The sequence below is a fragment of the Sphingomonas parva (ex Maeng et al. 2020) genome, assembly GCF_004564275.1.
GTDB lineage: Bacteria > Pseudomonadota > Alphaproteobacteria > Sphingomonadales > Sphingomonadaceae > Allosphingosinicella > Allosphingosinicella parva.
Genome location: NZ_SPDV01000010.1, coordinates 102547 through 127278 on the forward strand (window position 1 = coordinate 102547; position 24732 = coordinate 127278).

General features: G+C 67.8%; 20 protein-coding genes and 1 tRNA gene. 15 read left to right on the forward strand and 6 right to left on the reverse strand.

What is annotated here, in order from left to right:
• Positions 1-25: 25 nt before the first annotated feature.
• Positions 26-826 carry a DUF1499 domain-containing protein gene (locus tag E2493_RS07080; protein WP_135085136.1) on the reverse strand — a complete coding sequence of 267 codons (801 nt, stop codon included), beginning with the start codon at positions 824-826 and terminating at the stop codon, positions 26-28.
• A gap of 116 nt (positions 827-942) precedes the next feature.
• Here E2493_RS07080 and E2493_RS07085 point away from each other — a divergent pair.
• Positions 943-1016 (forward strand) — tRNA-Gly (locus E2493_RS07085).
• A gap of 476 nt (positions 1017-1492) precedes the next feature.
• Positions 1493-4411, forward strand: coding sequence for a TonB-dependent receptor domain-containing protein (locus tag E2493_RS07090; RefSeq protein ID WP_135085138.1), 2919 nt, complete (start codon positions 1493-1495; stop codon positions 4409-4411).
• Between the two features lie 75 nt (positions 4412-4486).
• Here the strand turns inward: E2493_RS07090 and E2493_RS07095 are convergent, their stop codons facing one another.
• Positions 4487-5509, reverse strand: a complete 1023-nt coding sequence (locus E2493_RS07095) for a membrane dipeptidase (protein WP_225421199.1) — start codon at positions 5507-5509, stop codon at positions 4487-4489.
• A gap of 315 nt (positions 5510-5824) precedes the next feature.
• On the opposite strand from E2493_RS07095, the gene E2493_RS07100 reads away from it, so the two are divergent.
• From E2493_RS07100 to E2493_RS07140, 9 genes are all read left to right on the forward strand, one after another.
• Positions 5825-7108 (forward strand): SAM-dependent methyltransferase, encoded by a 1284-nt coding sequence (locus tag E2493_RS07100; RefSeq protein WP_135085142.1) that lies wholly within the window; start codon positions 5825-5827, stop codon positions 7106-7108.
• Between the two features lie 118 nt (positions 7109-7226).
• Complete coding sequence (locus E2493_RS07105) at positions 7227-9104, forward strand: non-ribosomal peptide synthetase (protein ID WP_135085144.1); 1878 nt, start codon at positions 7227-7229, stop codon at positions 9102-9104.
• A 10-nt stretch (positions 9105-9114) separates the two neighbouring features.
• Positions 9115-10371: a cytochrome P450 gene (locus E2493_RS07110; protein WP_135085146.1), complete on the forward strand. Its 1257-nt coding sequence runs from the start codon at positions 9115-9117 to the stop codon at positions 10369-10371.
• Positions 10368-14408 carry a non-ribosomal peptide synthetase gene (locus E2493_RS07115; RefSeq protein WP_135085149.1) on the forward strand — a complete coding sequence of 1347 codons (4041 nt, stop codon included), beginning with the start codon at positions 10368-10370 and terminating at the stop codon, positions 14406-14408. The genes E2493_RS07110 and E2493_RS07115 overlap by 4 nt, the downstream gene beginning before the upstream one ends.
• A 49-nt stretch (positions 14409-14457) precedes the next feature.
• A complete protein-coding gene (locus E2493_RS07120; protein WP_135085151.1) occupies positions 14458-15147 on the forward strand; it encodes a 4'-phosphopantetheinyl transferase family protein in 690 nt (229 codons plus the stop codon).
• A gap of 343 nt (positions 15148-15490) precedes the next feature.
• Positions 15491-16441, forward strand: coding sequence for a prephenate/arogenate dehydrogenase family protein (locus tag E2493_RS07125; RefSeq protein WP_135085153.1), 951 nt, complete (start codon positions 15491-15493; stop codon positions 16439-16441).
• Entirely contained in the window at positions 16438-17523 is a 1086-nt protein-coding gene (locus tag E2493_RS07130; protein WP_135085155.1) for a 3-deoxy-7-phosphoheptulonate synthase, read from the forward strand. Before E2493_RS07125 ends, E2493_RS07130 begins: the two co-directional genes overlap by 4 nt.
• Before the next feature lie 104 nt (positions 17524-17627).
• On the forward strand, positions 17628-18284 hold the full coding sequence (locus E2493_RS07135; protein ID WP_167737431.1) for a DUF4893 domain-containing protein: 657 nt from the start codon (positions 17628-17630) through the stop codon (positions 18282-18284).
• Between the two features lie 61 nt (positions 18285-18345).
• Entirely contained in the window at positions 18346-18870 is a 525-nt protein-coding gene (locus E2493_RS07140) for a phosphoribosyltransferase (protein ID WP_135085159.1), read from the forward strand.
• A gap of 21 nt (positions 18871-18891) precedes the next feature.
• Here E2493_RS07140 and E2493_RS07145 read toward each other — a convergent pair whose 3' ends face one another.
• A complete protein-coding gene (locus E2493_RS07145; protein WP_135085161.1) occupies positions 18892-19275 on the reverse strand; it encodes an acyl-CoA thioesterase in 384 nt (127 codons plus the stop codon).
• Between the two features lie 97 nt (positions 19276-19372).
• On the reverse strand, positions 19373-19528 hold the full coding sequence (locus E2493_RS21135; RefSeq protein WP_167737432.1) for a hypothetical protein: 156 nt from the start codon (positions 19526-19528) through the stop codon (positions 19373-19375).
• Between the two features lie 95 nt (positions 19529-19623).
• Between E2493_RS21135 and E2493_RS07150 the strand changes: the two genes are divergently transcribed.
• Complete coding sequence (locus tag E2493_RS07150) at positions 19624-20310, forward strand: HAD family hydrolase (RefSeq protein ID WP_135085163.1); 687 nt, start codon at positions 19624-19626, stop codon at positions 20308-20310.
• Positions 20311-20342: 32 nt separating this feature from the next.
• Here E2493_RS07150 and E2493_RS07155 read toward each other — a convergent pair whose 3' ends face one another.
• Both E2493_RS07155 and E2493_RS07160 read right to left on the reverse strand, forming a co-directional pair.
• Entirely contained in the window at positions 20343-20744 is a 402-nt protein-coding gene (locus tag E2493_RS07155; protein WP_135085165.1) for a hypothetical protein, read from the reverse strand.
• A 39-nt stretch (positions 20745-20783) separates the two neighbouring features.
• The gene (locus E2493_RS07160; RefSeq protein WP_135085167.1) at positions 20784-21542 is read right to left on the reverse strand and encodes a competence/damage-inducible protein A; all 759 of its coding nucleotides are present in this window, start codon (positions 21540-21542) and stop codon (positions 20784-20786) included.
• Positions 21543-21652: 110 nt separating this feature from the next.
• Between E2493_RS07160 and map the strand changes: the two genes are divergently transcribed.
• The 3 genes from map (at position 21653) to glnA (ending at position 24680) form a co-directional block, all read left to right on the forward strand.
• Positions 21653-22480: a type I methionyl aminopeptidase gene (map, locus tag E2493_RS07165; RefSeq protein WP_135085169.1), complete on the forward strand. Its 828-nt coding sequence runs from the start codon at positions 21653-21655 to the stop codon at positions 22478-22480.
• Positions 22481-22785: 305 nt separating this feature from the next.
• On the forward strand, positions 22786-23124 hold the full coding sequence (locus E2493_RS07170) for a P-II family nitrogen regulator (protein ID WP_135085171.1): 339 nt from the start codon (positions 22786-22788) through the stop codon (positions 23122-23124).
• 143 nt (positions 23125-23267) lie between these two features.
• The gene (gene glnA, locus E2493_RS07175) at positions 23268-24680 is read left to right on the forward strand and encodes a type I glutamate--ammonia ligase (RefSeq protein ID WP_135085173.1); all 1413 of its coding nucleotides are present in this window, start codon (positions 23268-23270) and stop codon (positions 24678-24680) included.
• Positions 24681-24732 lie beyond the last annotated feature (52 nt).

The window sequence follows — 24732 nt, forward strand, 5'->3', positions numbered from 1 at the left end:
CTGGCAGCCTCATCCGCCTGTGTCTTCAGGTGCCGGCAGAAAGGTCCGCCAGGAACGCGCGGACCCGCTTCGCGTTCATCCCGACGTCGCTGCCGCCGACACGGCTGATCGAGCGCATGTCCACCAGGCTGCCGCCGCCCGGGGCTGGGCGGACGCGAACGATCGCGTCGTCCTTGAAGCGGAAGAACAGGCTGGTCGCCGTCACCTCCAGCGTACCGCCCGCAGGATCGGACAGCGCGACGTCCCAGCCCCGCTCGCGCGCCAGGGCCTCTGCGCGCCTCACGGTGTCCTCGACGCTGGTCGAGACCTTGATCGTGCGCAGATCGCCATAAGCCTCCCGGTGGAGGGCCTTCCACCGTTGCTCCGGCGAGAGCGCCTTCAGCGCCGTCCGGTCCATGTCGGGCACATTCTCGAGATTGTCCGCGCGGACCTTCAGCCGCGTGAATTGCGGCAGATCGTCGAGGTCGGTGGCGACGTCATGAATCGCGGGAACGCTGCGCGCCTGGCGAACCAGGGACCCGAGGAAGAGCAGGAAGCCGAGCGCCGCGACCAGAGCCGCGAGATTGGCGAGCAGCAGCCGCCCACGACGGGCGCGCTGCGCCATGACCAGCCCGACGAGGCCGAGGACGGCGCCGGCGATCGCCACGAAAAAGGCATAGCGCAGCACGCCGAAGGCGCCGCGGAAATGCCACATGCCCTGGCCGGCGCCCAGCGCGGCGGCAAGCGCCACGATCACGCTGCCGACGCCAAGCACCACCGCTGCCCAGGTCACCCGTCGAGCCCAGAGGCTGTTTGCCCGAGCCGCTCCGGACGTCTGTGTCGCCATCGTCGCTCTCCCCTTTTCCGCATGGTGCGCCCATGGCAGCAGTCGGGCAAGCCGGCCGCGCGGCGCCGGAACCCGCTCGACAAGCCTGCGGCTGCTTTCTAGATAGGAAGCGCCGGGCGGGTGTAGCTCAATGGTAGAGCAGAAGCTTCCCAAGCTTACGACGAGGGTTCGATTCCCTTCACCCGCTCCACGAAAACCATGCCGGGGCATGGTTTTTGTGGAGCGCACGAGCGCGCAGCGCGAGGGGCGACCTCCCATGCCGGGGGCATGGTTTTTGTGGAGCGCACGAGCGCGAGGGGCGACTGCCCCAACATGCCGGGAGCCGGATTCTGTCGGAGCGCACTCGCGCAGCGTGGGGGCGACTGCCCGGCCACGCTAAGCCATGGCTTTGTCGGAGGGGCGCCGCAGCTCCCCCACTATTGGGATCCCATCACCGACGGTGCCAGCGCTACCGTGTAGCGCAGCCAAGCGGCGTCTTCGGCGCGACAAGCCGCGATCCACACTGCGCAAGATTGCACCAAAATGGTGTGTTGCAGAAACAGCACAGGCACTTTGCATCCCGTTGCCCGGACGGACCCGCGGCTTGCCTCCGCTCACCGCCCCTCGGTAGGGCCTGTCCCGGGATGATTAACTCCCGCCGTGGCGGGTAAAACGTAGGGGACTTCAATGTCATTTGCTTCCAAGGCACGTCTGCTGACGTCCAGCCTGTTGATCGGTGCTGCGTCCTTCGCGGCCCCGGCCTTCGCCCAGACCGGCCCGGTGGAATCCGAGAACCCCGCCGGCCAGAGCGCCACCGACACCGCCGGCGAGGATCAGGGATCGATCGTCGTCACCGGCTCGCGCATCGTCCGTCCCGAGGTTTCGGCATCGGTCCCCGTCGCAGTGCTCTCCGACGAGGGCATCCAGGCGAGCGGTGCGGCCAACCTCCAGGACGCACTCTCCGAGCTGCCGTCGGTCGGCCAGAACATCAGCCGCACCTCCACCAACTTCTCGACGACCGCCAACGGCCAGGCGAGCGTGAACCTGCGCAACCTGGGATCGGCCCGCACGCTCGTTCTCGTCGACGGCCGTCGCTTCGTCGCCGGCCTGCCGGGCACCTCGATTGTCGACATCAACACCATCCCGACCGATCTGATCGAGCGGGTCGAGGTCGTCACCGGCGGCGCTTCCGCCGTCTACGGCTCGGAAGCGATCGCCGGCGTGGTCAACTTCGTGCTCAATGACGATTTCGAGGGCGTCCGCGTCCGCGGCCAGGGCACCATCTCCGACGAGGGCGATGCAGCGCGCCAGTACGTCTCGGTGACGGCGGGCACCGGCTTCGCCGGCGGCCGCGGCAACATCATCGCCTACGGCCAGTACGATCGCGACGAGGGCCTGCGGTCGCGCAACCGCGCCTTCTCCGCCACCGACGTGCCGAACCGCAGCTCGTTCTCCGCCCAGGGTCTGTTCAGCCCGGACGGCAGCTTCGCGCCGGGCGCCTCGACCTTCACCTTCGATCAGGCGAACAATCTGATCCCGTACCAGAGCGCCAACATCAACGGCTACAACCGCAACTACGATCGCTACCTTGCGGTGCCGGTCGAGCGCTATCTCGGCACCTTGCTTGGCAAGTTCGAGGTCACCGACGGGATCGAGCTGTTCGTCGAAGGCGAATATGCGAAGACCAAGTCGCGCTCGAGCCTCGAGCCGCAGGCCGTCGCCAATACCGATCTCACCAACCCGGACGGCTCGGTCTACGCCGGCATTCCGCTTACCAACCCGTTCATTCCGCTGGGCATCCGCAATGCGGTGAATGCGTTGAACACCGACGCCGATCCCGACAATGACGTCACGGCGATCCCGTTCCGTCGGCGTTCGAACGACATCTTCGATCGCAGCAACCGCAACGATCGTGAGCTGTGGCGCGGGGTCATCGGTCTGCGCGGGGAGCTCGGCAACGGCTACAAGTGGGACGTCTACTACAACCACGGCGAGTCGAAGGATCACACCGCGTCCGAGACGATCCTCGGTCCGAACTATGTGAACAGCCTCAACGCCGTCGCCGGCCCGAATGGTCCCGTCTGCTCGATCAACGTCGATGCTGACCCGACGAACAACGATCCCAATTGCGTGCCGATCAACATCTTCGGCTTCAACACCGCGACGCCCGCCGCATCCAACTACGTCACCGCGGGCGGCCTGCTCTCGACCTACGATGCCAAGGTCAAGCAGGACGTCGTTGCCGCGACGATCTCGGGCTCGGTCCTCGACCTGCCCGGCGGCCCGCTCGGCTTCGCGACCGGTGTGGAATACCGCCGCGAGAAGAGCACCGAGGATTTCGACGAGGCGACGAACCTCGGCCTGACCCTCGGCAACTTCCTGTCGGACACGCGCGGCAAGTACAACGTCAAGGAAGGCTTCGTCGAAATCGTCGCGCCGATCCTCGCCGACAGGACCGGCTTCCATTACCTCGGCCTCGAGGGCGCGGTTCGCTACGCCGATTACTCGACCGTCGGCGGCGTCTGGAGCTGGAAGGCGGGCGGCGAATATGCCCCGACCCGCGACATCCGCTTCCGCGCCATCTACTCCGAGGCGACCCGCGCACCGAGCATCTCCGAGCTGTTCTCGGCGCAGAGCGAGACGTTCCTGTCGGTCATCGACCCGTGCGACCAGCGCGCCGGCGAGGGTGACAACGCGCCGATCGCGATTCCGGCCGGCCAGCTTCCGGCCGCCTGTCTCGCCGTTCCCGCGATCGCGGCGGCGTCGCAGACGGCCGGCGGCTTCGTCTACTCGACGGCGCAGCTGCAGAACATCAACGGCTTCCTCGGCGGCAACCCGAACCTCCAGGAAGAGACTGCGAAGACGCTGACCGCCGGCGCGGTGTTCACGCCGACGTTCCTGCGCAACTTCACCCTCTCGGTAGATTACTACCGGATCAAGGTGCAGGACGCGATCGGCATCATCGGCCAGCAGACCTCGCTCGACGAATGCATCACCGGCAGCGGCGAGGCGATCTTCTGCGGCAACATCGTTCGCGACGCGACCGGCCGGGTGGTCACCGTCAATGCGCTGAACCTCAACACCGGATCGTTCTTCGTCGAGGGCATCGACACCCAGGCCCGCTACAACCAGAACATCGGCCCGGCGCGTTTGGATCTGTCCGTCTACTGGAACCATCTGCTCGAGCAGGAGCAGACCTCGGTCCCGGGCGGCCCGACCCAGGGCGAAGTCGGCCAGCTCGACTGCTACAATTGCGGCCGTCTAGGCACCGGCTTCAAGGACAAGGTCTTCGCTTCGGCGACCGTTGCGATGGAGAATTGGTCGCTTAACTGGCGCACCAACTGGTACAGCTCGGTGGTCGACGACCTCACCGATCCGGACCCGATCAAGACGGGTGACTTCTGGTACCACGACGCCCAGCTGCGCTTCACCGCCGGCGACGCGCAGAAGCTCGAGTTCTACCTCGGCGTGAACAACATCTTCGACAAGAAGCCGCCGCTGTTCGGCGACACGAACCTCGTGACGTTCCCGGGCACCCAGACGTCCGCGAACACCTACGATCTTTTTGGCCGGATGCTCTACGCCGGCGTCGACTTCCGGTTCTGACGAGACCGGGTTTCCGCTCCGGCGGAAGCGATCCTCAGGGGCGGAGCCGATGGCTCCGCCCCTTTTTCGTGCAAATCAGCCGAGGACGTCGGTCAGCACACGGGCAAAATTCCCTCCCATGATGCGGTCGACGTCGCGCGGCCGGAACCCGTCCGCTTCGAGCGCCCGGCGGATTTTCACCATCCGATCGAGCGTGTTGAGTTCCGGAACGACGACATGCTCAGGCGTCCATTCGAAGCCGGGGATGCCGAGCGCGCGCATCGCCAGCCACCATTCGAGATACTCCTTCACGCCTTCGCGATTGTCGTTGCCGAGCTTCAACAGGTTCGGCTGACCGGCCATCGGAAAGTCGTTGGAGATGCCCACGGCCTCGATGCCGCCCACCTGGATGACATGGCGGATATGGGCGATCAGATGCTCGACCCGCGGTTGCGGGTCACGCGTGAGCCAGAAGCTCATCATGAAGATGCCGATCACGCCGCCTCGATCGGCGATGGCGCGGATCGCCTCGTCCGGAATGCACCGCGGATGATCGAGGATCGCCCGGCATGCGCCGTGGGAGTAGACGATCGGCGAGCGGCTGAGCCGCGCCGCCTCCAGCATCGTCGCGACCGAGCCATGCGAGACGTCCGGCAGGATCCGGAGGCGGTTCATCTCGTCCAGGCCCTCGACACCCAGCCGGGTTAGTCCGCGCTGGACCCGCTCGAGGGCGCCGCCGGCGAAGGCGGTGTCGTTGTGATGGGTGAACTGGAGGACGCGCAGCCCTTTGCCATAGAAATAGGAAATGCGGGCGAGATCGTCGGCAACGGGTTCGCACGACTGGAACTGGAGGAATGCGGCGCAGCCGGTGCGACGGCCGATGTCGCTGCCGCGCTCGGCCACGAAGGCCAGGTCGCTGCCGCTCAGTCTCGCGGCTGCCGCGTCGATCGCCTTGACGTTCGTCTCGAAGGTCCGGCGATAGCGCGGCGTGCCGTCCGGATCGCGCACCTCCCCGACCTCCGAAACATCGCAGATCATCGCCACGAGCCCTGCTCGGCGAATCTCCTCGAGATCGTCGGGAAGGAAGCTCAGGCCGTCTACAAAACCGGGCTTGGGCAAGTCGGGCGACGCGGCTGGAACGGTCGCACAAGCGGCAAGCGGGGCCACGGCGAGCGCTCCGAGCACGGATCTGCGGGAGCAGGCGGGTAGAGCGTCGGTCATGGATCCTCGCAGTCGGTGAAGGGCGGGTTTGCGGCGTCGCAGGCGCGCGATCAACCCGTCCCCGGGGCAGTTTCGGGGCAACGCGCTCGGCGGTGCTCGGGCAGTTGAGTCGCCCGAGCACGTAAGGCGGCTTGGCACGGCGCGAGGCGCGGCCGGCCTCGAGTCATGGTAGGATGCCGCCACGGACGGCAGTGCCGGCAAATGAGGCGCCCAATGGATCAGACGTCTCGAAACAGGAGCCTTGCGGGCGGCGTCCCGAGCAGCGCTTCGCCGGCCACGGCGTTGCTGGTGCGAGTCCTGCGGCGCTTCATCCGCAATGGAGAGCTCACGATCGTCGACCACAAGGGGCGCAGCCATGTCATCGGCGCGAAGGTACCTGGATGGCCCGAGGCCAGGTTGCGGTTCCTCGACAGGCGCGTACCGGCGGCGATGCTGCGCGACCCGGTGCTCGGCCTCGGCGAAGCCTATATGGCCGGGCGTGCCGTCATCGAGCACGGCGACGTCCTGGACGTCGCAACGATCATTCGCGGCAACTCGCCATGGGAAGAAGGCGGCGGCTTCCCGCGCAGCCGCCGGATCCGGGCCAGGCTGGACCGGATCAACTGGCCGGCGCGCGCACGGCGGAACGTCGCGCATCACTACGATCTCGCCGACGGGCTCTTCCCGCTCTTTCTAGGGGACGAGCTGGAATATAGCTGCGCCTATTTCCGGAATCCCGACGCGACCCTCGACCAGGCGCAGGCCGACAAGAGGGCGCATATCGCCGCGAAGCTGCTGCTGCGGCCGGGGCAGCGCGTGCTGGACATCGGCTGCGGCTGGGGCGGGCTCGCCCTCTACCTCCACCGCGTCGCAGGCGTGGACGTTCTCGGCGTCACTCTGTCCGAGCGCCAGGTGGAGATCGCACGCCGCCGTGCCGCGGCGGCGGGGGTCGCGGATCGGGTCCGCTTCGAGCTGCGCGACTATCGCGAGATCCAGGGGCGGTTCGACAGGATCGTTTCGATCGGCATGTTCGAGCATGTCGGCCCGCTTCATTACCGCACCTTCTTCGATGCGTGCCGGCGCCTGCTCGCCCCGGACGGCGTGATGCTGCTCCACACGATCGGCCGGCTCGGCACCCCGGTCCTCACCGATGCATGGCTGCGCAAGTACATCTTCCCTGGCGGTCATACGCCCGCCCTGTCGCAGATCGTCCGCGCGAGCGAGACGGCGCGGCTGATCGCGGCCGACGTCGAGACCTTGCGCCTCCATTACGCCCACACGCTCCATCATTGGTATCTCAATGCCTGGGCGCATCGGGAGGAGATCGAGGGCCTTTACGACGCGCGCTTCTTCCGCATGTGGCTCTACTATCTCGCCGGCGCGCTCATCTCGTTTCGCTTCGGCGGCCTCTGCAACTACCAGATCCAGTTCGTGCGCGAGCGCAGCGCCTTGCCGCTCGTCCGGGACTACCGCCACGAGGCGGAAGCACGGCTGCGCGGCGAAAGTACGCCCGGATGAGCCACGTCGGGTACAAAGCCGCCCGGTTCAACGATTGTCCCGCTGCGATACGGTGGATCGATCCGGTCTGAAGGCGCGATTAAACACTTTCTCACCTCTTTGTGATCTGGGTGGCGGCATGGAAAACGTCGACCCGCAATTCTCGCCCGCGTTCGACAGCGCGCCGGCCCTGGACGCCGCCTCCCTTACGGAGTCGCAACTCTCCCCACCCTTTTCGGTCGCCGCAAAGGTCGCCGAGATCGCGCGCGTGCAGCCGGACGCGACGGCGCTCGTCGCCACCTGCGGCACGCTCAGCTACCGCGAGCTCGACAGCCGCGCCGAGCGGCTTGCGTCCTGGCTGCGGGGCCGCGGCATCGGCAGCGGCGGGCTCGTCGGCCTGTGCCTGGAGCGATCGTTCGATCAGATCGTCGCGGCGCTGGCCGCGTGGAAGACAGGCGCCGCCTATCTGCCGCTCGATCCCGCCTGGCCGGACGCTCGCCTGAGCACGATCGTTGCCGATGCGCGCTGCGCCATCGTGCTCGGCCGCGACGAGACGGCCCGCCGGCTGGCCGGCAGCGCGGCGCCGGTCGAGACCCTTGATTGGGCCGCCGTGCCCGCGGACGCGGTGCGCGGGCCCGGACTCGGCGAGGACCCGCGGGCGCTCGCTTATGTGATCTACACCTCCGGGACGACCGGCACGCCGAAAGGTGTCGAGATCACCCACGCCAATCTCTCCCACCTGATCGCCTGGCATGTCGATGCCTTCGGGATCACGTGCCGCGATCGGGCGAGCCATCTTGCCGGCCTCGGCTTCGACGCGGCCGCTTGGGAGATTTGGCCGTACCTCTGCGCCGGCGCGTCGGTGACCTTGATCGAGGACGCGGCGCGCGTCGCCTCGGAACGGCTGCGCGCGGCGCTGATCGAGCGCGGCATCACCATCGCGTTCGCCCCCACGGCAATCGCCGAGGAGCTGATCGCCGCAGATTGGCCGGCCGACGCGCCGCTGCGGATTCTCCTGACCGGCGCAGACCGCCTGGTCGCCCGTCCACGGCCGGGCCTCCCCTTCGCCTTCGTCAACAATTACGGGCCGACGGAGTGCACGGTCGTCGCCACGTCCGCGATCGTAGCGCCGGGCGGCGACGCGGAGCTGCCGCCGATCGGGCGTCCGATCGGCGCGGCCCGCATTCACATCCTCGACGGGAACGGCCATCTCGTCCCGACCGGAGAGGTCGGGGAGATCCACATCGGCGGCCCGATGGTCGGGCGCGGCTATCGCGGCCGACCCGATCTGACCGCGCAGCGCTTCGTCGCCGATCCGTTCGGCGGCGCCGGCGACAGGCTCTACAGGACGGGGGATCTCGGCATTCTGCTCGCCGACGGTCAGATCGCGTTCCGCGGCCGGATCGACGATCAGGTGAAGATCCGCGGTCATCGCGTCGAGCCCGACGAGGTGGCGAGCGTCCTGGGCCGTCATCCCGCGGTCGGCGCCTGCACCGTGGTCGCGCGGCGCGCAGCCGACGGCGGCGATGCGCTGGTGGGCTACGTCGTGCCGCAGCGAACGCTGACCGCCGAGGAGCTGCGGAGCTTTCTCGCCGAGCAGCTTCCCGACTATATGGTTCCGGCAAGCTTCGTCCGGCTGGACGCGCTTCCGCTCACCGCCAACGGCAAGCTCGACAAGGCGGCGCTCCCGGACCCTGCGGAAGAAAACGCGCTCGAGACGGCAGGCTTCAGCGCCGCGACGACGCTCGCCGAGCAGAGGCTCGCCGAGATCCTGGCCGAGGTGCTGGGCCGCGGGCCGGTCGGCATCGACGACAATTTCTTCCTCCTCGGCGGCCATTCGCTGCTCGGGACCCAGGTGGTGCTCCGCGCCGGCGAGGCGTTCGGGATCGAGCTTACCCTGCGCGACCTCTTCCTCGCCCCCACCATCCGTCAGCTCGCCGCGCATGTGGAAGCGCTGCTGATGCGGATGATCGAGGCGATGAGCGACGACGAGGCGCAGCAGCGCGCAGCCGAATAAGGGGGCCAAGATGACCATCCAGCCGGCACCGACGCACACGCGCGCGATCGATCCGAGCCTCAGCCTTTTCCAGCTGCTCGATCCCGCCGTCCATGCCGATCCCTACCCCTTCTATCGCAGGCTGCGGGAGGAGGCGCCGGTTCATTGGGATCCGTTCATGCACACCTGGGTCGTCACTCGTTACGCCGACGTGATGACCGTGCTGCATCAATTCTCGGCCGATCGCACGCCCGATCCGGACCAGATGAAGGCGCTGGGTCTGCCCTCGCTCGGACCGGTCGCCGACGTCATGGCCCGGCAGATGCTGTTTCTCGATGCGCCCGCGCACACGCGCCTGCGCAAGCTTTGCTCCAGCGCCTTCACGCCGCGGCGGGTCGAAGCGATGGAAGAGCAGATCCAGGGCATTGCCGAGCGCCTGATCGACGCCCGCATCGCCTCCGGACGAATGGACGTCATCGCCGATTTCGCCGAGCCCTTCCCCGCCATCGTGACGGCGGGGCTGCTCGGCGTTCCGCTCGACGACCATGGCTGGCTGAAGGCCAAGTCGGCGGATTTCGCGGAGATGCTCGGCAACTTCCAGCACAATCCCGATCGCGTGCACGGCGTGCTGAAGAGCGTCGCCGAGCTCACCGACTATTTCCGCGACGCGATCCGGAATCACGGTGACCGCCCCGGGCTGGTCCGCTCGCTGGTTGAAGCGGAGGTCGACGGATCGCGGCTCACCGAGGATGAGGTGATCGCCAACACCATCGTGACGATGGTCGGCGGCCAGGAAACCACGACCAACCTGATCGGCAACGGGCTCCTCACGCTCATTCGCAAGCCGGAGACGATGCAGGAGCTGCGCGAGCAGCCCGACATCATCGCCAGCGCCGTCGAGGAGCTGCTGCGCTACGAGACCCCGAGCCAGCACACCGCGCGCATCGCGCCCATGGATACAGAGATCGGCGGCACCCCGATCCGCAAGGGTGACGCGGTGATGGCGGTGATGGCAGCGGCCAATCGCGATCCGCTGCGCTTTCCCGATCCGGATCGCCTCGACCTGCGGCGCACTGACAATCGCCACCTCGCCTTCGGGTGGGCCGCGCATTTCTGCTTCGGTGCCGCTTTGGCGCGAATGGAGGCGCGGATCGCCTTCACCACTCTGCTTCGCCGGCTCGACGACATCACGCTTGCCGCCGACCGGCTGGAGTGGAGACCGAATTCCGGCCTTCGCGGGCTCAAGGCGCTGCCGATCACCTTCCGCACCCCGGGAGCGCCTGCATGACGGCGGCCCTTTCCGACGCCAAGCGACAGCTCCTCGAAAAGATGCTGCGCGGCGGCGGCGAGGCAGCCGCGCCTGTCGCCGGCGTGCGGCCGCGTCCGCCCGGCACGATCGTGCCGCTGACCGCCGACCAGCGGCAGGTGTGGCTGCACGCGATGATGGCGCCGGACGTGCCCCTCTACAACGAATCGATCACCATCCACCGGCTGGGCGCGTTCGATCTCGCGGCGCTGGAGAGGAGCCTCGAAGAGATCGTGAGGCGACACGAGGCCTGGCGGACCTGCTTCGCCGAGGTCGACGGAGAGCTGGTCCAGCGGATCCGGTCCGACGTAAGTATCCGGCTGCTGCTCGACGACGTGAGCCATCTGCCGGCCGAGGAGCGGGACGCGGCAGCGATCGCGATCGGAAGCGACGACGCCCGCCGGCCGATCGACCTCGCCGAGGCGCCGCTGTTCCGCGCCCGCGTGGTCAGGCTGGCCGAGGACAATCACCGACTCTACCTGACGCTGCACCACATCATCTTCGATGGGGTCTCGATCTACCGGGTGATCGTTCCGGAGCTCGCCGCCCTCTACCAGGCGTTCTCGACGGGCGCGCCCTCGCCCCTTCCCGAGCCGGTGCTGCAATATGGCGATTATGCTGTCTGGCAGCAGGCGCATCTCGCGTCTCCGGCGATCGCCCGTCAGCTCGACCATTGGCGCGCGACCCTCGCCGACGCGCCCTCGAAGCTCGAGCTGACCGGCGACCGCGCGAAGCCGACGCATCCGACCCACGCCGGATCGATGGAGACCTTCCCGATCTCCCATGGCCTCACCGAGGCCTTGAAGGCGGTCAGCCGCCGCGAAGGCGTGACACTCTACATGACGCTGCTCGCCGCCTACAAGGCGATGCTCCACCTCTACACCGGGGAGGAGGACATCGTCGTCGGAGGCGTGACCGACCTCAGACGGCGCCCGGAGCTGGAGCGGGTCGTCGGCTATTTCCTGAACACGATCGCGATGCGCTCGCGGCCGACCGCGTCGCTGCCGGTTCGCGAGTATCTACACCAGGTTCGGGACAGCGTCCTCGGCGCACTTGCCGCCAGCGAAGTGCCGTTCGACGAAGTGGTGCGCGATCTCGGCATCCGCCGGCAGCCCGGCGCCCATCCCCTGTTCAACACGCTCTTCTCGATCGAGCCACCGGTCGATCCATTTCCCGAGGGCTGGGACCTCACCCAGATGGACGTGGTCGTCGGCGGCGCCAAGTTCGATCTCTACCTCGAGCTCGACGAGCGGCCTGACGGGATGATTGGCCGCTTTCTCTACAGCACCGAACTGTTCGATCCGGCGACGATCCGGCGGATGATCGGTCATTGGCTCAATATGCTGGAAGGGATTGCCGAGGATGCCGGGCGCCCGATCGGCGATCTCCCGTTGCTCACACGCGAAGAGACGGCGCTGATTGTCGCGATCAACGACACCTCGACGCCAGTGGGGCCGCCGCTGCCGGACGCGATCGCGGCGTCGGTGCGGGCACGGCCGGAGGCGATCGCGGTCCGCTGCGGCGAGGATCGCTGCACCTATGCCGAGCTGGACCTCCGCGCCGGCCGGATCGCGGCGGCGCTGCAGGCCCGGGGCGTTGGAAGAGGCGCTCTGGTGGCGCTCTGCCTCGATCGCTCGCCGGACATGGTCGCCGCCCTGCTCGCCGTCATGAAATGCGGCGCCGCCTATCTTCCGCTCGACCTGGATTTTCCGGCGCAAAGGCTCGATTACATCGTCCGCGACGCCGGCATCGCGGCGCTGCTTACCGAGCGCCGCCTCCTCGGAACGCTGCCCGCATGGGAAGGGCCGGTGTTGTTGGTCGAGGAGGCTGCCGAGCTGACCCCTGCTGACGCCGTGACAGTGGCTCCGGAGGATCTCGCCTACGTCCTCTACACGTCGGGTTCGACCGGCCGACCGAAAGGGGTCGAGATCGGCCACGGCGCGCTGGCGAACCTGCTGGAGTCGATGCGCGTCCGGCCGGGCTTCGCGGCGGAAGACAGCCTGCTCGCCGTCACCACGCTGTCCTTCGACATCGCCGCTCTCGAGATCTTCCTGCCGCTGATCTGCGGCGGAACCCTGGTCCTCGCCCCCCGCGCGGTCGCTACCGATCCAGTGCGTCTGGCCGCGCTGCTGCGCGAGACGCGTCCGACGATGATGCAGGCGACACCCGCGACCTGGCGGGCGCTGATCGAAACCGGGTGGCGCGGCGATCCGAACCTCACCCTGCTTTGCGGTGGCGAGGCGCTGCCGCGCGAGCTTGCGCTCGAGCTGCTCGCGCGCGCCGGCACGGTCTGGAACATGTACGGCCCGACCGAGACGACGATCTGGTCGACGATGCATCGTGTCACGCCCGAGGACGGACCCGTACCCATCGGGCGGCCGATCGCGAACACCCTCACCCATGTGCTCGACAAGCGTGGCGGGCCCGTGCCCGCCGGCGTGACCGGCGAGCTTTACATCGGCGGCGCCGGGCTGGCCCGCGGCTATCGCAACCGCCCCGATCTCACGGCCGAACGCTTCGCGGAGCAACCCGGCGTTCCTGGCGTGCGGCTCTATCGCACCGGCGATCTCGCCCGCTACGCGGCGGACGGTACGCTCTTCTGCCTCGGCCGCACCGACAACGATCAGAAGATCCGCGGCTTCCGCGTCGCAGTGGAGGAAATCGAGGGTGCACTCGCCGAGCACCCGGAAATCGCCGCGGCGGCGGTGCGAAGCTGGCCGGACGCCTCCGGCGAGCGCGCGCTCGCCGCCTATCTGGTGCCGCGCGGTCAAATGCCCTCGCCCGGCGAGTTGCGAGCGCATCTCGGCCGGACGCTTCCCGAGTACATGATCCCCTCGCGCTTCCAGGCTCTGGCGGCCTTGCCGATGACTCCGAACGGCAAGATCGATCGCAACGCCCTGCCTTCCCCTGACAAGGCGGACAGCGCGGGTCGATCGGCGCCGCCGGTCGGCGAGACGGAAACCCGGCTCGCCGCGATCTGGGCCGATCTGCTCGGCGTCGGCGGCGTCGGCAGGGAGGACAGCTTCTTCGAGCTCGGCGGTCATTCGCTGCTCGTCGCGCGCCTGCTCCACCGCATTGAGATGCAATGGGATCGCCGGATCGGGATGGCCGAATTCTTCCGAGCCCATCGGCTTGCCGAACTTGCCGGCAGGATCGACAGGCTCGACTCGGCCGATTGCGGCGGGCTCGTGCCCCTGCAGCCGCTCGGCGCCGGTACGCCCATGATATGGCTGGACGGCGGTCCCGCAATGATGGCGCTGGCCCGGGAGGTTGGCATCGACATCCCCTTTCTCGGCCTGCCGCTGGACCCGATCCTCGAGCGGCTGTTCGAGACGCAGCCGCCGTTCGAAGCGGTGGCCCGCGAGGTGGTCGGCACATTGCGCCAGGCGCAGCCCGCCGGACCCTATCTGATCGGCGGCTGGTGCACGGCCGGAATCCTCGCCTACGAGGTTGCCCGGCAGCTCCGCGAAGCCGGCGAGGAGGTGCCGTTGCTGGCACTCGGCCATGCCTTCAATCCGGTGGCGTTCCAGCGCATCGGTCCGCTGCGGATGGCAGCCAGCAAGGCGCGATTCCACGCGGGCGTGTGGCTTCGCCTGCCGCTCCGGGAACGGCTCGACTATGCGAAGGCGCGCGCGTTCGGCATGCTCGAGGAAGCGGGCGTCGCCGAGCCGGATCGTCCGGAGACCCGTTATCGGCAGCTGCGCGGAGCGCTCGAACGTGCCGCTTACGGCTACCGGCCCGGCGCCTATGGCGGCGACGTGGCGCTCTTCCAGCCGATCGACCGCCCCGCGGTGCACGACACGCGGCCTGGCTGGGCGGACCTGGTGACCGGCGCGCTCACCGCCTACGACATCCCCGGGGAACACGGCACCATGTGGGACCAGCCGAACCTCGCCAGTTTCGGAGCGCGGCTGCGGGAGGCGATCATCGAGGCCCGCAACGGCGGCCGGGCGGGCTCTTCTCCGTTCGGACGGGAGCGGGCGCGGCCCGAACGCATCCTCTGCCGGGCGGGATCGTGATCATGGAAAGCTCGGGGCGGCAGCGCCGGCCGGGGGCCGGGACGCTGCCGTGAGCCTCGACCTCGTGCTGTTCGAGCTCGATCTTCCCGCTCGCGAGATCGAGAGCCTCGCCGCCTCGCTCGACGAGGGCGAGCAGGTCCGGGCAGCCGCCTATCGCTCGCCGCGCGACCGGCGACGCTTCATCGCGCGTCGCGGCCAGCTGCGCCGGCTGCTGGCGGAACGGCTCGGCGGCATGCCGCACCGGCTGCAGTTCCGGTCCAATCCGTGGGGAAAGCCGTTCCTCGCCGAGCAGCCGTCGCTGCATTTCAGCCTTTCCTCTTCAGGCGAGCTCGCGCTTTTCGCATCCGCCTGGGGACGCGAGGTCGGCTGCGATATCGAGCGCAAGGATCCGGCGCTCGCCCTTCCCGGCGTGGCGCAGCGCTTCTTTTCCCCGGCGGAACAGGAAGCCTTGGCGTCCCTGGCGGATGAGCAATGGGTGGACGGCTTCTTCAACTGCTGGACGCGCAAGGAAGCCTATGTGAAGGCGCTCGGCCTCGGTCTTTCCTGTCCGCTCGACGGGTTCACCGTCTCGGTCGCTCCGGGCGAGAGCGGTCGTCTGATCGACGCCGAGCCTGGCTGGAGCTTGTGCTCCTTCGCGCCGGCACCGCGCTATCAGGCGGCGGTCGTCCTGCGCGGCGAAGCCGCCGATGTCGGGGCGCTGGCCTGCCGCGGGCTCCAGCCGACGGCGCGCGCGGCCTAGATTCGTGGAGCGGGCGGCGCAGGGCTGCCTGCTCGATCACGATGCTGCAATGCGGCAACAGTTTGAATTTGTTTCGCGGGTGGCCGCGATACGGGATGACCAAGCCGCCCAAAACCGTTAACGTCGGGTTTATGAGTCTCCGCTGCCTTCTCGGAATGCACCGTCCTCTGCTGGCTTCGATTGCCAAGCGGGAGCACGGCTATGCCGCATTGTGCGAGGATTGCGCGGCGCCGCTCGAAAGACTGCCCGAGACGCGCTGGGCGCCGGCGGCACCGATTTACGAGACACGGGCGCTGAGCCGCACCGGCTCTCGCTGACACTCCCGGCAGGCCGGGAATTCGATTTGGCGGACTCGCGGTTCAATACGGTCGCTCTGATCGGGCTCGGCCTGATCGGCTCGTCGATCGCTCGCGCCGTTAGGGAGACCTTGCCCGAAACCGCGTTGCGTGGCCATGACGCCGATCCTGCGGTTCGTGCCCGGGCTGCGGAGATCGGGCTGGTCGACGCAGTCGCCGAGACCGCCGGCGCCGCCGTCGAAGGCGCGGACCTCGTCATCTTCTGCGTGCCGGTCGGCGCGATGGCGGCTGCCGCAGAAGCGACGGCCGGCCATCTCGCACCCGGCGCCGTGATCAGCGACGTCGGCTCTTCGAAGAGCGGCGTCGCGGCGGCGCTGCGGCATGCGCTTTCCGACGCCACCATCGTTCCGGCCCACCCGGTCGCAGGGACGGAGAACAGCGGTCCCGACGCCGGCTTCGCCAGCCTCTTTCGCGGCCGCTGGTGCATTCTCACCCCGGAGGAAGGAACGGACCCGGGCGCCGTCGCGCGGCTCTCCGCATTCTGGTCGGCGCTCGGCGCCCGCGTCGAGGTGATGGATGCCGCGCACCACGATCTCGTTCTCGCGGTGACGAGCCACCTCCCGCATCTGATCGCCTACACGATCGTCGGCACCGCCTCGGACATCGAGCGGGTCACCGAGGGAGAGGTGATCAAATATTCGGCCGGCGGATTTCGCGACTTCACCCGCATCGCGGCGTCCAATCCGACGATGTGGCGGGACATCTTCCTGTCGAACAAGCAGGCGGTGCTCGAGACTCTGCAGCGCTTCTCCGAAGACCTGTTCCTGCTGCAGCGGGCGATCCGCGACGACGACGGGGAAACCCTGTTCAACCTGTTCACCCGGACCCGCGCCATCCGCCGCGGCATCGTCGAGCAGGGCCAGGACGTTGCCAGGCCTGACTTCGGGCGGCAAATGGAAGCGGGCGCCCCTGCCCGAGACGAACAGAAAGAGCCATGACCCACCAGGTCGACGATACCAGGATCCGCGAGATCAAGGAGCTCTCGCCGCCCGCGCATCTCTTGCGGGAGCTGGGAATCAGCAGCGCGATCAGCGATTCGGTGTTCGCCGCCCGAGCCGCGATCCATCGCATTCTGGCCGGCGAGGACGACCGTCTGCTCGTCGTGGTCGGCCCCTGCTCGATCCACGACCCGGCCGCCGCACGCGACTATGCCGCGCGCCTTGCCGCCGAGCGGCGACGCCTTGGCGATCGCCTTGAGATCGTGATGCGCGTCTATTTCGAAAAGCCGCGTACCACCGTGGGCTGGAAGGGGTTGATCAACGATCCCGATCTCGATGGCAGCTTCCAGATCAACAAGGGCCTGAAGATCGCGCGCGAGCTGCTGCTCGACATCAACGGCCTCGGCCTGCCTGCAGGGACCGAGTTCCTCGACATGATCACGCCCCAGTATATCGCGGATCTCGTATCGTGGGGCGCGATCGGCGCGCGGACAACCGAATCGCAGGTCCATCGGGAGCTCGCCTCCGGCCTCTCCTGCCCGGTCGGCTTCAAGAACGGAACCGACGGCAGCCTTCGCATCGCGTTCGACGCGATCAAGGCGGCCTCGCAGCCGCACCATTTCCTGTCGGTCACCAAGGGCGGCCACTCGGCGATCGTCTCCACCGTGGGCAACGAGGATTGCCACGTGATCCTGCGCGGCGGCAGCCGGCCGAACTACGATCGCGAGAGCGTCGCGGCCGCCTGCAGCGCGTCGGAGGCGGCCGGCCTTCCCTGCCGGCTGATGATCGACGCCAGCCACGGCAACAGCCTCAAGGATCCGGGGAACCAGCGGCTCGTCGTCGCCGATGTCGCCGAGCAGATTGCCGGCGGCGACCGCGCGATCTTCGGGATGATGATCGAGAGCCATCTGGTGGCCGGGCGGCAGGAGCTCGTGCCGGACGCTCCTCTCATCTACGGCCAGAGCATCACCGACGGTTGCGCGGGATGGGACGAGACGATCGAGATGCTCGACCGGCTCGCCGACGCCGTCTCGTTCCGCCGCGCGGCGAAGCCTCCGCGACCCCAGGCCGCCATCGTCTGATCGCGACCCGGCGGCGCCCGGCGCCGCTGGCCGATTTGCGGCCCTTTTGCGCGCGCGTCCGGGCTGGTCTATGGTCCGCCCCTGTTCGCGTAATCGGAGGTGCGATGTCCAGGCTCCTTCCTGTGCTGCCATTCCTCCTGCTGCCCGCGCTCGCCGCGTGCCAGACGGCAGCGCCGCAAAGCCCCGCAGGCCGACCTTCGGTGCAGATCGAGGAGACCGAGGAATGGCGGAGCGCCGCCACCGTAGCCGACGCAGCCCTCCTCGACGGTCTTCCGGCGGCATGGACGCAGGCGCTCACCGAGACCCGCAGGCGCTACCGTCGCGCGGTGGCCGTCGAGGGCGCGCTTCTCGAGCCCGACAGCGGCCTTTCCCGGGCGGCGCCGACGCCGGGGCCCTATCGCTGCCGCGCCGTCCGCATCGGCGCCCGGGTCGCCACTGCACGCCCCTGGTCCACCACCCGATCAGGCTTTTGCTACGTCGGCATCGAAGGTGATCAGCTGAGCCTCACCAGCGAGATTCCGGGCCTTCGCTTCGGCGGCTATCTCTGGGATGACAGAGAGACCAGACGGCTCGTCTTCCTCGGCGCGGCAACCGCCGCTCGGGCACGGACGGCGGGCGCCTACGGAGAAGATACGGCTGCAGACCGGATCGGCATCTTCGAGCGGATCGGCGACTACCGGTTCCGCCTGGTTCTGCCGGCGCGGGAGGGTGAGGCGCGGCTGGCAGTGGTCGAGCTGCTCGCAGCGCCGAACCCGGAGTGACGGTCGATTGCCCAGTGCGGAGCGGCCCTCTATGGGCATCGCTTCCAACCACGGATGGCCCATGGCGGACGAACCCCAGCTCTTCTACATACCCCATGACCACTTCCTGACGGGGGTCGAGGTTCTGGCGTGCCGTCTCGAGGCCGACGACTGGCAGCCCGATTTCATCGTCGGAGTGGGGCGCGGCGGGCTCGTCCCGGCCGCCTATCTCTCGCACCGCACCGGCATCGCCATGCTGTCCGTCGACCACAGCTCCGGCGAGGCCGCGTTTGCCGACGAGTTGCTGGTCAAGCTCGCCGCCAAGAGCAAGAACGGCATCCGCATCCTGATCGTCGACGACATCAACGACAGCGGCTCGACCATCGCCCATCTGCGCGCCTCGATCGCGGCGCACGGCGGCGCGTCCGACGAGGTTCGGGTGGCGGTTCTGATCAACAACCTGCGCTCGCGCGCCGTCGCGGAATATGCCGCGGAGGAGATCGACCGGCAGACGGACAAGCGCTGGTTCGTATTCCCCTGGGAAGCGGTGGCGCCGCGCGAGACCCTGAAGGAAGAAGCCGAGGAAGTGCCGGAGAGGCTCGCCTAGCCTGAGCGGCCGGGCGCACGCTCAATCGGGAAGGAAGCGTTTGACGACGTCCCTGGCAAGCCGCGCGGGGCGCTTGGTGGCCGAATCGAGGCAGCACCAGCAGCTCTTCACCTCCGCGACGACGTCTTCGCCGCGCTTGATGACGGTGCTGAAGAAGGCGCGGGCGCCCTGGACGCCCTCGGCGAAGACATCCGCGACCACCACGTCGTCGAGGAACGCAGGTCGACGATAGGTGATCTCGTGCTTCAGCGCGACCCAGAGGTGGGCTGCGACGGCCTCGGCCGGAGCGACCTTCTCCCAATAGCCGATCACCGCCTCCTGCACCCAGCGCAGATAGACCGAATTGTTGACGTGGCCCATGTGATCGATGTCGGCGGGCACGATGCCGATGGCGTGGCGGAACATCCTTGCCTCCTGCACAGGAAGCTGCCCCTTGCTGACATGAATGTCAACAACTCGGGCGGCTGTGAGGCGTCCTGCGCAGCGTCAGCTCGTCCACGCTTCAATCGGCCTGGTGCCAGTTCTGGTTCATGATCCAGTGCGCGGTATGGATGGCCGTCTCGACGGTCACCGTACGATACCGCCCGCCCCAGACGGCGGCGTCGAACACGGTGAACACCGCCACCGCAATCAGCACCGATTTCAGCTGCACGCTCATCCCGCCTGCTTGCCCGATCCTGGTTGAAGAAGCGTTTACCAGGACCATCGTGCTTTCAGGATCGAACGCTCGCGCGGAGAAGGCGTTGTGGCACGATGCCCATCCTCCCTTACCCTCTCGATGCCGTCATATGCGACATGGACGGCCTGCTCCTCGACACCGAGTCCGCCCATTGGGACACGATGCGCGAGGCCGCTGCCGAGCTCGGCTACGAGCTTCCGGACTGGCTCTTTCTCGAGACCGTCGGAGTCCACCGGCCGCAGAACCGGGTCACGCTCCGCGAGCATTACGGACCGGAATTCCCACTGGACCTTTTCTACGAGCGGTCGGATGCGCGCTTCGAGGAGATCCTCTCGCGTGGCGCACCGCTCCGGCCCGGCCTCGATCGGCTGCTCGCGACCCTCGATGCGCTGCGTGTGAAGCGCGCGGTGGTGACCTCCACCGCGTCGCCCTGGGCGGAGGAGAGGCTGCGCGCCGCCGGCATATTCGACAGGTTCGACATCGTCGTGACGTTGAGCGACGTCGCCAGACCGAAGCCGGCGCCGGACCCATATCTCACCGCAGCGGAGCGGCTCGGCGTCCGGCCCGACCGCTGCGTGGCATTCGAGGATTCACATAATGGCGTCCGCGCGGCGGCCTCGGCCGGAATGGTGACGATCATGATCCCGGATCTTCTTCCGCCGACCGAGGAGACTCGCCGGCTGGCCGCCGCGACCCTGCGTTCGCTCGACGATGCTGCCGAGCTGATCGACCGGGAGCTCGGCCAGCGCCGGAGACCCTGAGACCACCTGTCGGGTGGCTACGCCGCTCGGACTTAATGCATCAGCACCGCACGCTCGCGATCCTTCGGACGATCGAAGAGCCGGCACATGGCGATCAGCCCGTCGCGCCCTGGGGTGAACAGCAGATGGTCGCCGAGCGGCACCGCCTCACGATCCTGCGGGCGAACCGGGTACCAGGCGCCTTTTCGCCGCACTTCCAATCCGGCCATCACCTCCAGCCGGAGCCCCGCCGCATCCCGGCAGCCGAACAGCGCGGAACGAAACAGCGCCGAGGGTCGTCCGGGCGCAACACTGTCGCCGAACAACTTCCGCGCGTCTCCAGGAGCGATCAGCAGATCCACGTCCTCCACCGTTACCCGCGCGCCGTGCAGCGCCATGGCCGCACTGCCGATCAGCCACCAAGGCTCAGCCGCCGGGCGCATCATCTCCGCCACCTCGCCCAGGGCACGATGAAGCTGCTCAGGGAGCATGCGTCAAACTCCGCCGCGGACGACCTCCCGCCCCTCTTCCTCCAGGCGCCGGACAAGCTCAGCCTCGCACGCCTCGAGCACGGTCTCGTCGGTCGATCGGATCACGAAGTTCGCGCCGACCCTGCCGTCCCTGAAAAAGGGGTAGGAGCCGATCTGGCAGCCTTCATAGTCCGCTTCCACCTGCCGCAGGAGATCGGCCACCTCGCTCTCGGGCACCAGGCCGCCGACCGTGCGCGAGAGCAACGGCCTGCCTCCTTCGAGCGTGCCGGACAGCGCCTCCAGCATCAGGCCGGCGATGTGCGGCACTCCGGCGAGGATGAAGACATTCCCGACCCGGATGCCAGGTGCGCCCGACATCCTGTTCTCGATCAGCTCCGCGCCCTCGGGAACCCGGGCCATCCGGAGCCGCGCCTCGGTCAGCCCTCCGCGTTCCGCGTAATAGGCTTCCAGCGCAGCACGGGCGGCGGGATGAACGACCGCCGGCACGCCCAGCGCATGCGAAATCGCATCTACCGTGACGTCGTCATGGGTCGGGCCGATGCCGCCGGTGGTGAACAGATAATCGAAGTGGTCGCGCAGCGCGTTCACCGCCTGCGCGATCGTCTCGATCACGTCCGGAACGACGCGCACTTCCTGGAGGCGGATGCCCTGCAGGTTCAGCCAACCGGCGACCTGGGCGATGTTCCGATCCTGGACCCTGCCGGACAGGATCTCGTCGCCGATCACCAGCAGCGCCGCCGTGTAGATGCGTTCGGTCGTCATTCGCGCTCGCCTGCTCCGCAGCCGCCCCCTGCCCGTCCCTGCAGGAAGACAGGGCGCGGGACAAGCCGGGGAGGTTTGTGGTTCGAGCCGCCGCCGCCTATATGAAGGCGATGACCCAGTACGAAGCCGTTTCCGCCGACGAGGTCCACTCCCGCTCGGGCGCTATCCGCCTGCACGGCCCCGAGGGGTTCGAAGGGATGCGCCGCGCCGGCCGCGCTGCCGCCGAGGTGCTGGACACGCTCGTGCCCCACGTCGTGCCGGGCGTCACCACCCAGGAAATCGACGACATCGTCTATCGCGAGATGCGCGCCCGCGGCGGCGTGCCGGCGACGCTGGGCTATCGCGGCTTCACCGGCTCCTCCTGCCTTTCGATCAACCACGTGGTGTGCCACGGCATTCCCGGCGATCGGGTGCTGAAGGACGGCGACATCGTCAACATCGACGTCACCATCCTGCTCGACGGCTGGCATGGCGACACCAGCCGCATGTTCCTGGTCGGCGACGTGGGGGTGAAGGCGAGGCGGCTGGTCGACGTCACCTATGATTGCCTGATGCTCGGGATCGAGCAGGCGCGGCCCGGCAACCGGCTCGGCGACATCGCCCATGCGATCCAGACCTATGCGGAAAAGCATCGCTACGGCGTGGTCCGCGACTTCTGCGGACACGGCGTCGGCCGTGTCTTCCACGACGCGCCCGAGGTGATCCACGCCGGCCGCCCCGGCACCGGGCCGGAGCTGAAGCCCGGGATGTTCTTCACGATCGAGCCGATGATCAACATCGGCAAGCCGGCGGTGAAGGTGCTCGACGACGGCTGGACGGCCGTGACCCGGGACCGCACCCTGAGCGCCCAGTTCGAGCATTCGGTCGGCATCACCGAGGACGGCTGCGAGATTTTTACCAAGAGCCCCGGCGGCTTCGACAAGCCGCCTTACGCGTAGCGTAAGGCGGCGTTCCTCCCCGCTCGCGGGGAGGGAACCAGCCGTAGGCGAAGGCGAGGCTGGTGGAGGGGGTCTTGAGACCCACTCGGTGCTCTACGAACTCTGCGGCCTGCAATGGCCCCTTCCCACCGTGCTGCGCATGCCCCCCTCGCGCAAGCGGGGAGACCAGGGCCAGCTTCGTCGCATCCGCGCCGAAGCAGGCCCCGTGCCATGCTGCTCTGCAGCGTGAAATCTTCACCTTTCGCCTCGCCGGGGTGGACGGGTGGGGATAATCAGGGGAAGGAACTTGCAGCCGAGGGATTCGCGTGAAGAAGATCGAAGCCATCATCAAGCCGTTCAAGCTCGATGAAGTGAAGGAAGCGCTGCACGATGTCGGCGTCTCCGGAATCACGGTCACCGAGGCCAAGGGTTTTGGCCGGCAGAAGGGACATACCGAGCTCTATCGGGGCGCCGAATATGTCGTCGATTTCCTGCCGAAGGTGAAGCTCGAGGTGGTCGTGGAAGACGGTCTGGCCGAGCGGGTGGTGGAGGCGATTGCCGCCGCCGCGCGCACCGGCCGGATCGGGGACGGCAAGATCTTCGTCAGCAATGTCGAGGAAGTGCTCCGGATCCGCACGGGGGAGCGGGGCTCGGACGCGATCTAGCTCCCGCATCGGATGTCCGGTGCCGAGCGAGAGGCTGCTTACCAGCAGGACGTTCCGGCTTTCAGCCGGCTTCGGCATGTCGGTGGGCGCGAACATCATGAGCGCCGGCGGTCGTCGGCGCGCGAAGCAAAGGACTGATCGAGATGGCGAGCGACGCGGGCAAGATTCTGAGCCGGATCAAGGACGAGGAGATCGAATGGGTCGACCTCCGCTTCACCGATCCCAAGGGCAAGTGGCAGCACCTCTCGATGGTCGCCTCCGCGATCGACGAGGACCAGCTGACCGACGGCTTCATGTTCGACGGCTCGTCGATCGAAGGCTGGAAGGCGATCAACGAGTCGGACATGATCCTGCGTCCCGATCTCGACGCGGCCTATGTCGATCCCTTCTCGGCGACCCCGATGCTGATCCTGTTCTGCGACGTGGTCGATCCGGCGAGCGGCGAGCTCTATGCCCGCGATCCGCGCTCGACCGCGAAGCGGGCCGAAGCCTATTTGCAGACCACCGGCATCGGCGACACGATCTTCGTCGGTCCGGAAGCCGAATTCTTCATGTTCGACGACGTCCGTTTCGAGGACGGCTACAACAGCTCTTATTATCGCATCGACGATATCGAGCTGCCGACCAACACCGGCCGCGAATATGACGTCGGCAATCTCGGCCACCGCCCGCGCGCAAAGGGCGGCTATTTCCCGGTCGCGCCGGTCGACAGCGCCGTCGACATCCGCGGCGAGATGGTCTCGACCATGCTCGAGATGGGTCTGCCGTGCGACAAGCATCACCATGAGGTCGCGGCCGCGCAGCACGAGCTCGGCCTCACCTACGGCAAGCTGGTCGAGACCGCGGACCGGATGCAGATCTACAAGTACGTCGTGCACATGGTCGCCAATGCCTATGGCAAGACGGCGACGTTCATGCCGAAGCCGGTCAAGGCGGACAACGGCTCGGGCATGCACACGCACATGTCGATCTGGAACGGCGGCAAGCCGCTCTTCGCCGGCAACGGCTATGCCGGCCTCTCCGAAACGGCTCTGTTCTTCATCGGCGGCGTGATCAAGCACGCCAAGGCGCTCAACGCCTTCACCAACCCGACGACCAACAGCTACAAGCGCCTGGTCCCGGGCTTCGAGGCGCCGGTGCTGCTCGCTTACTCGAGCCGGAACCGCTCGGCGTCGTGCCGCATCCCTTACGGCACCGGCGAAAAGGCGAAGCGCGTGGAATTCCGCTTCCCCGATGCGCTCGCCAATCCGTACCTGGCTTATGCGGCGCTGCTGATGGCCGGGCTCGACGGCATCCAGAACCGCATCCACCCCGGCGATCCGATGGACAAGAACCTCTACGACCTGCCGCCGCAGGAGCTCGTCCAGGTTCCCACCGTCTGCGGCTCGCTGCGCGAGGCGCTGAATGCGCTCGAGGCGGATCGCGCCTTCCTGACCAAGGGTGACGTCTTCACCGACGATCAGATCGACGCCTATATCGAGATCAAGTGGCAGGAGCAGCTGCGCTGGGAGACGACGCCGAGCCCGGTCGAATACGACATGTACTATTCGAGCTGATCGTTGCCGCTCGAGAGCGTGCCGAAGCCCCCGTCCGGATCGCCGGGCGGGG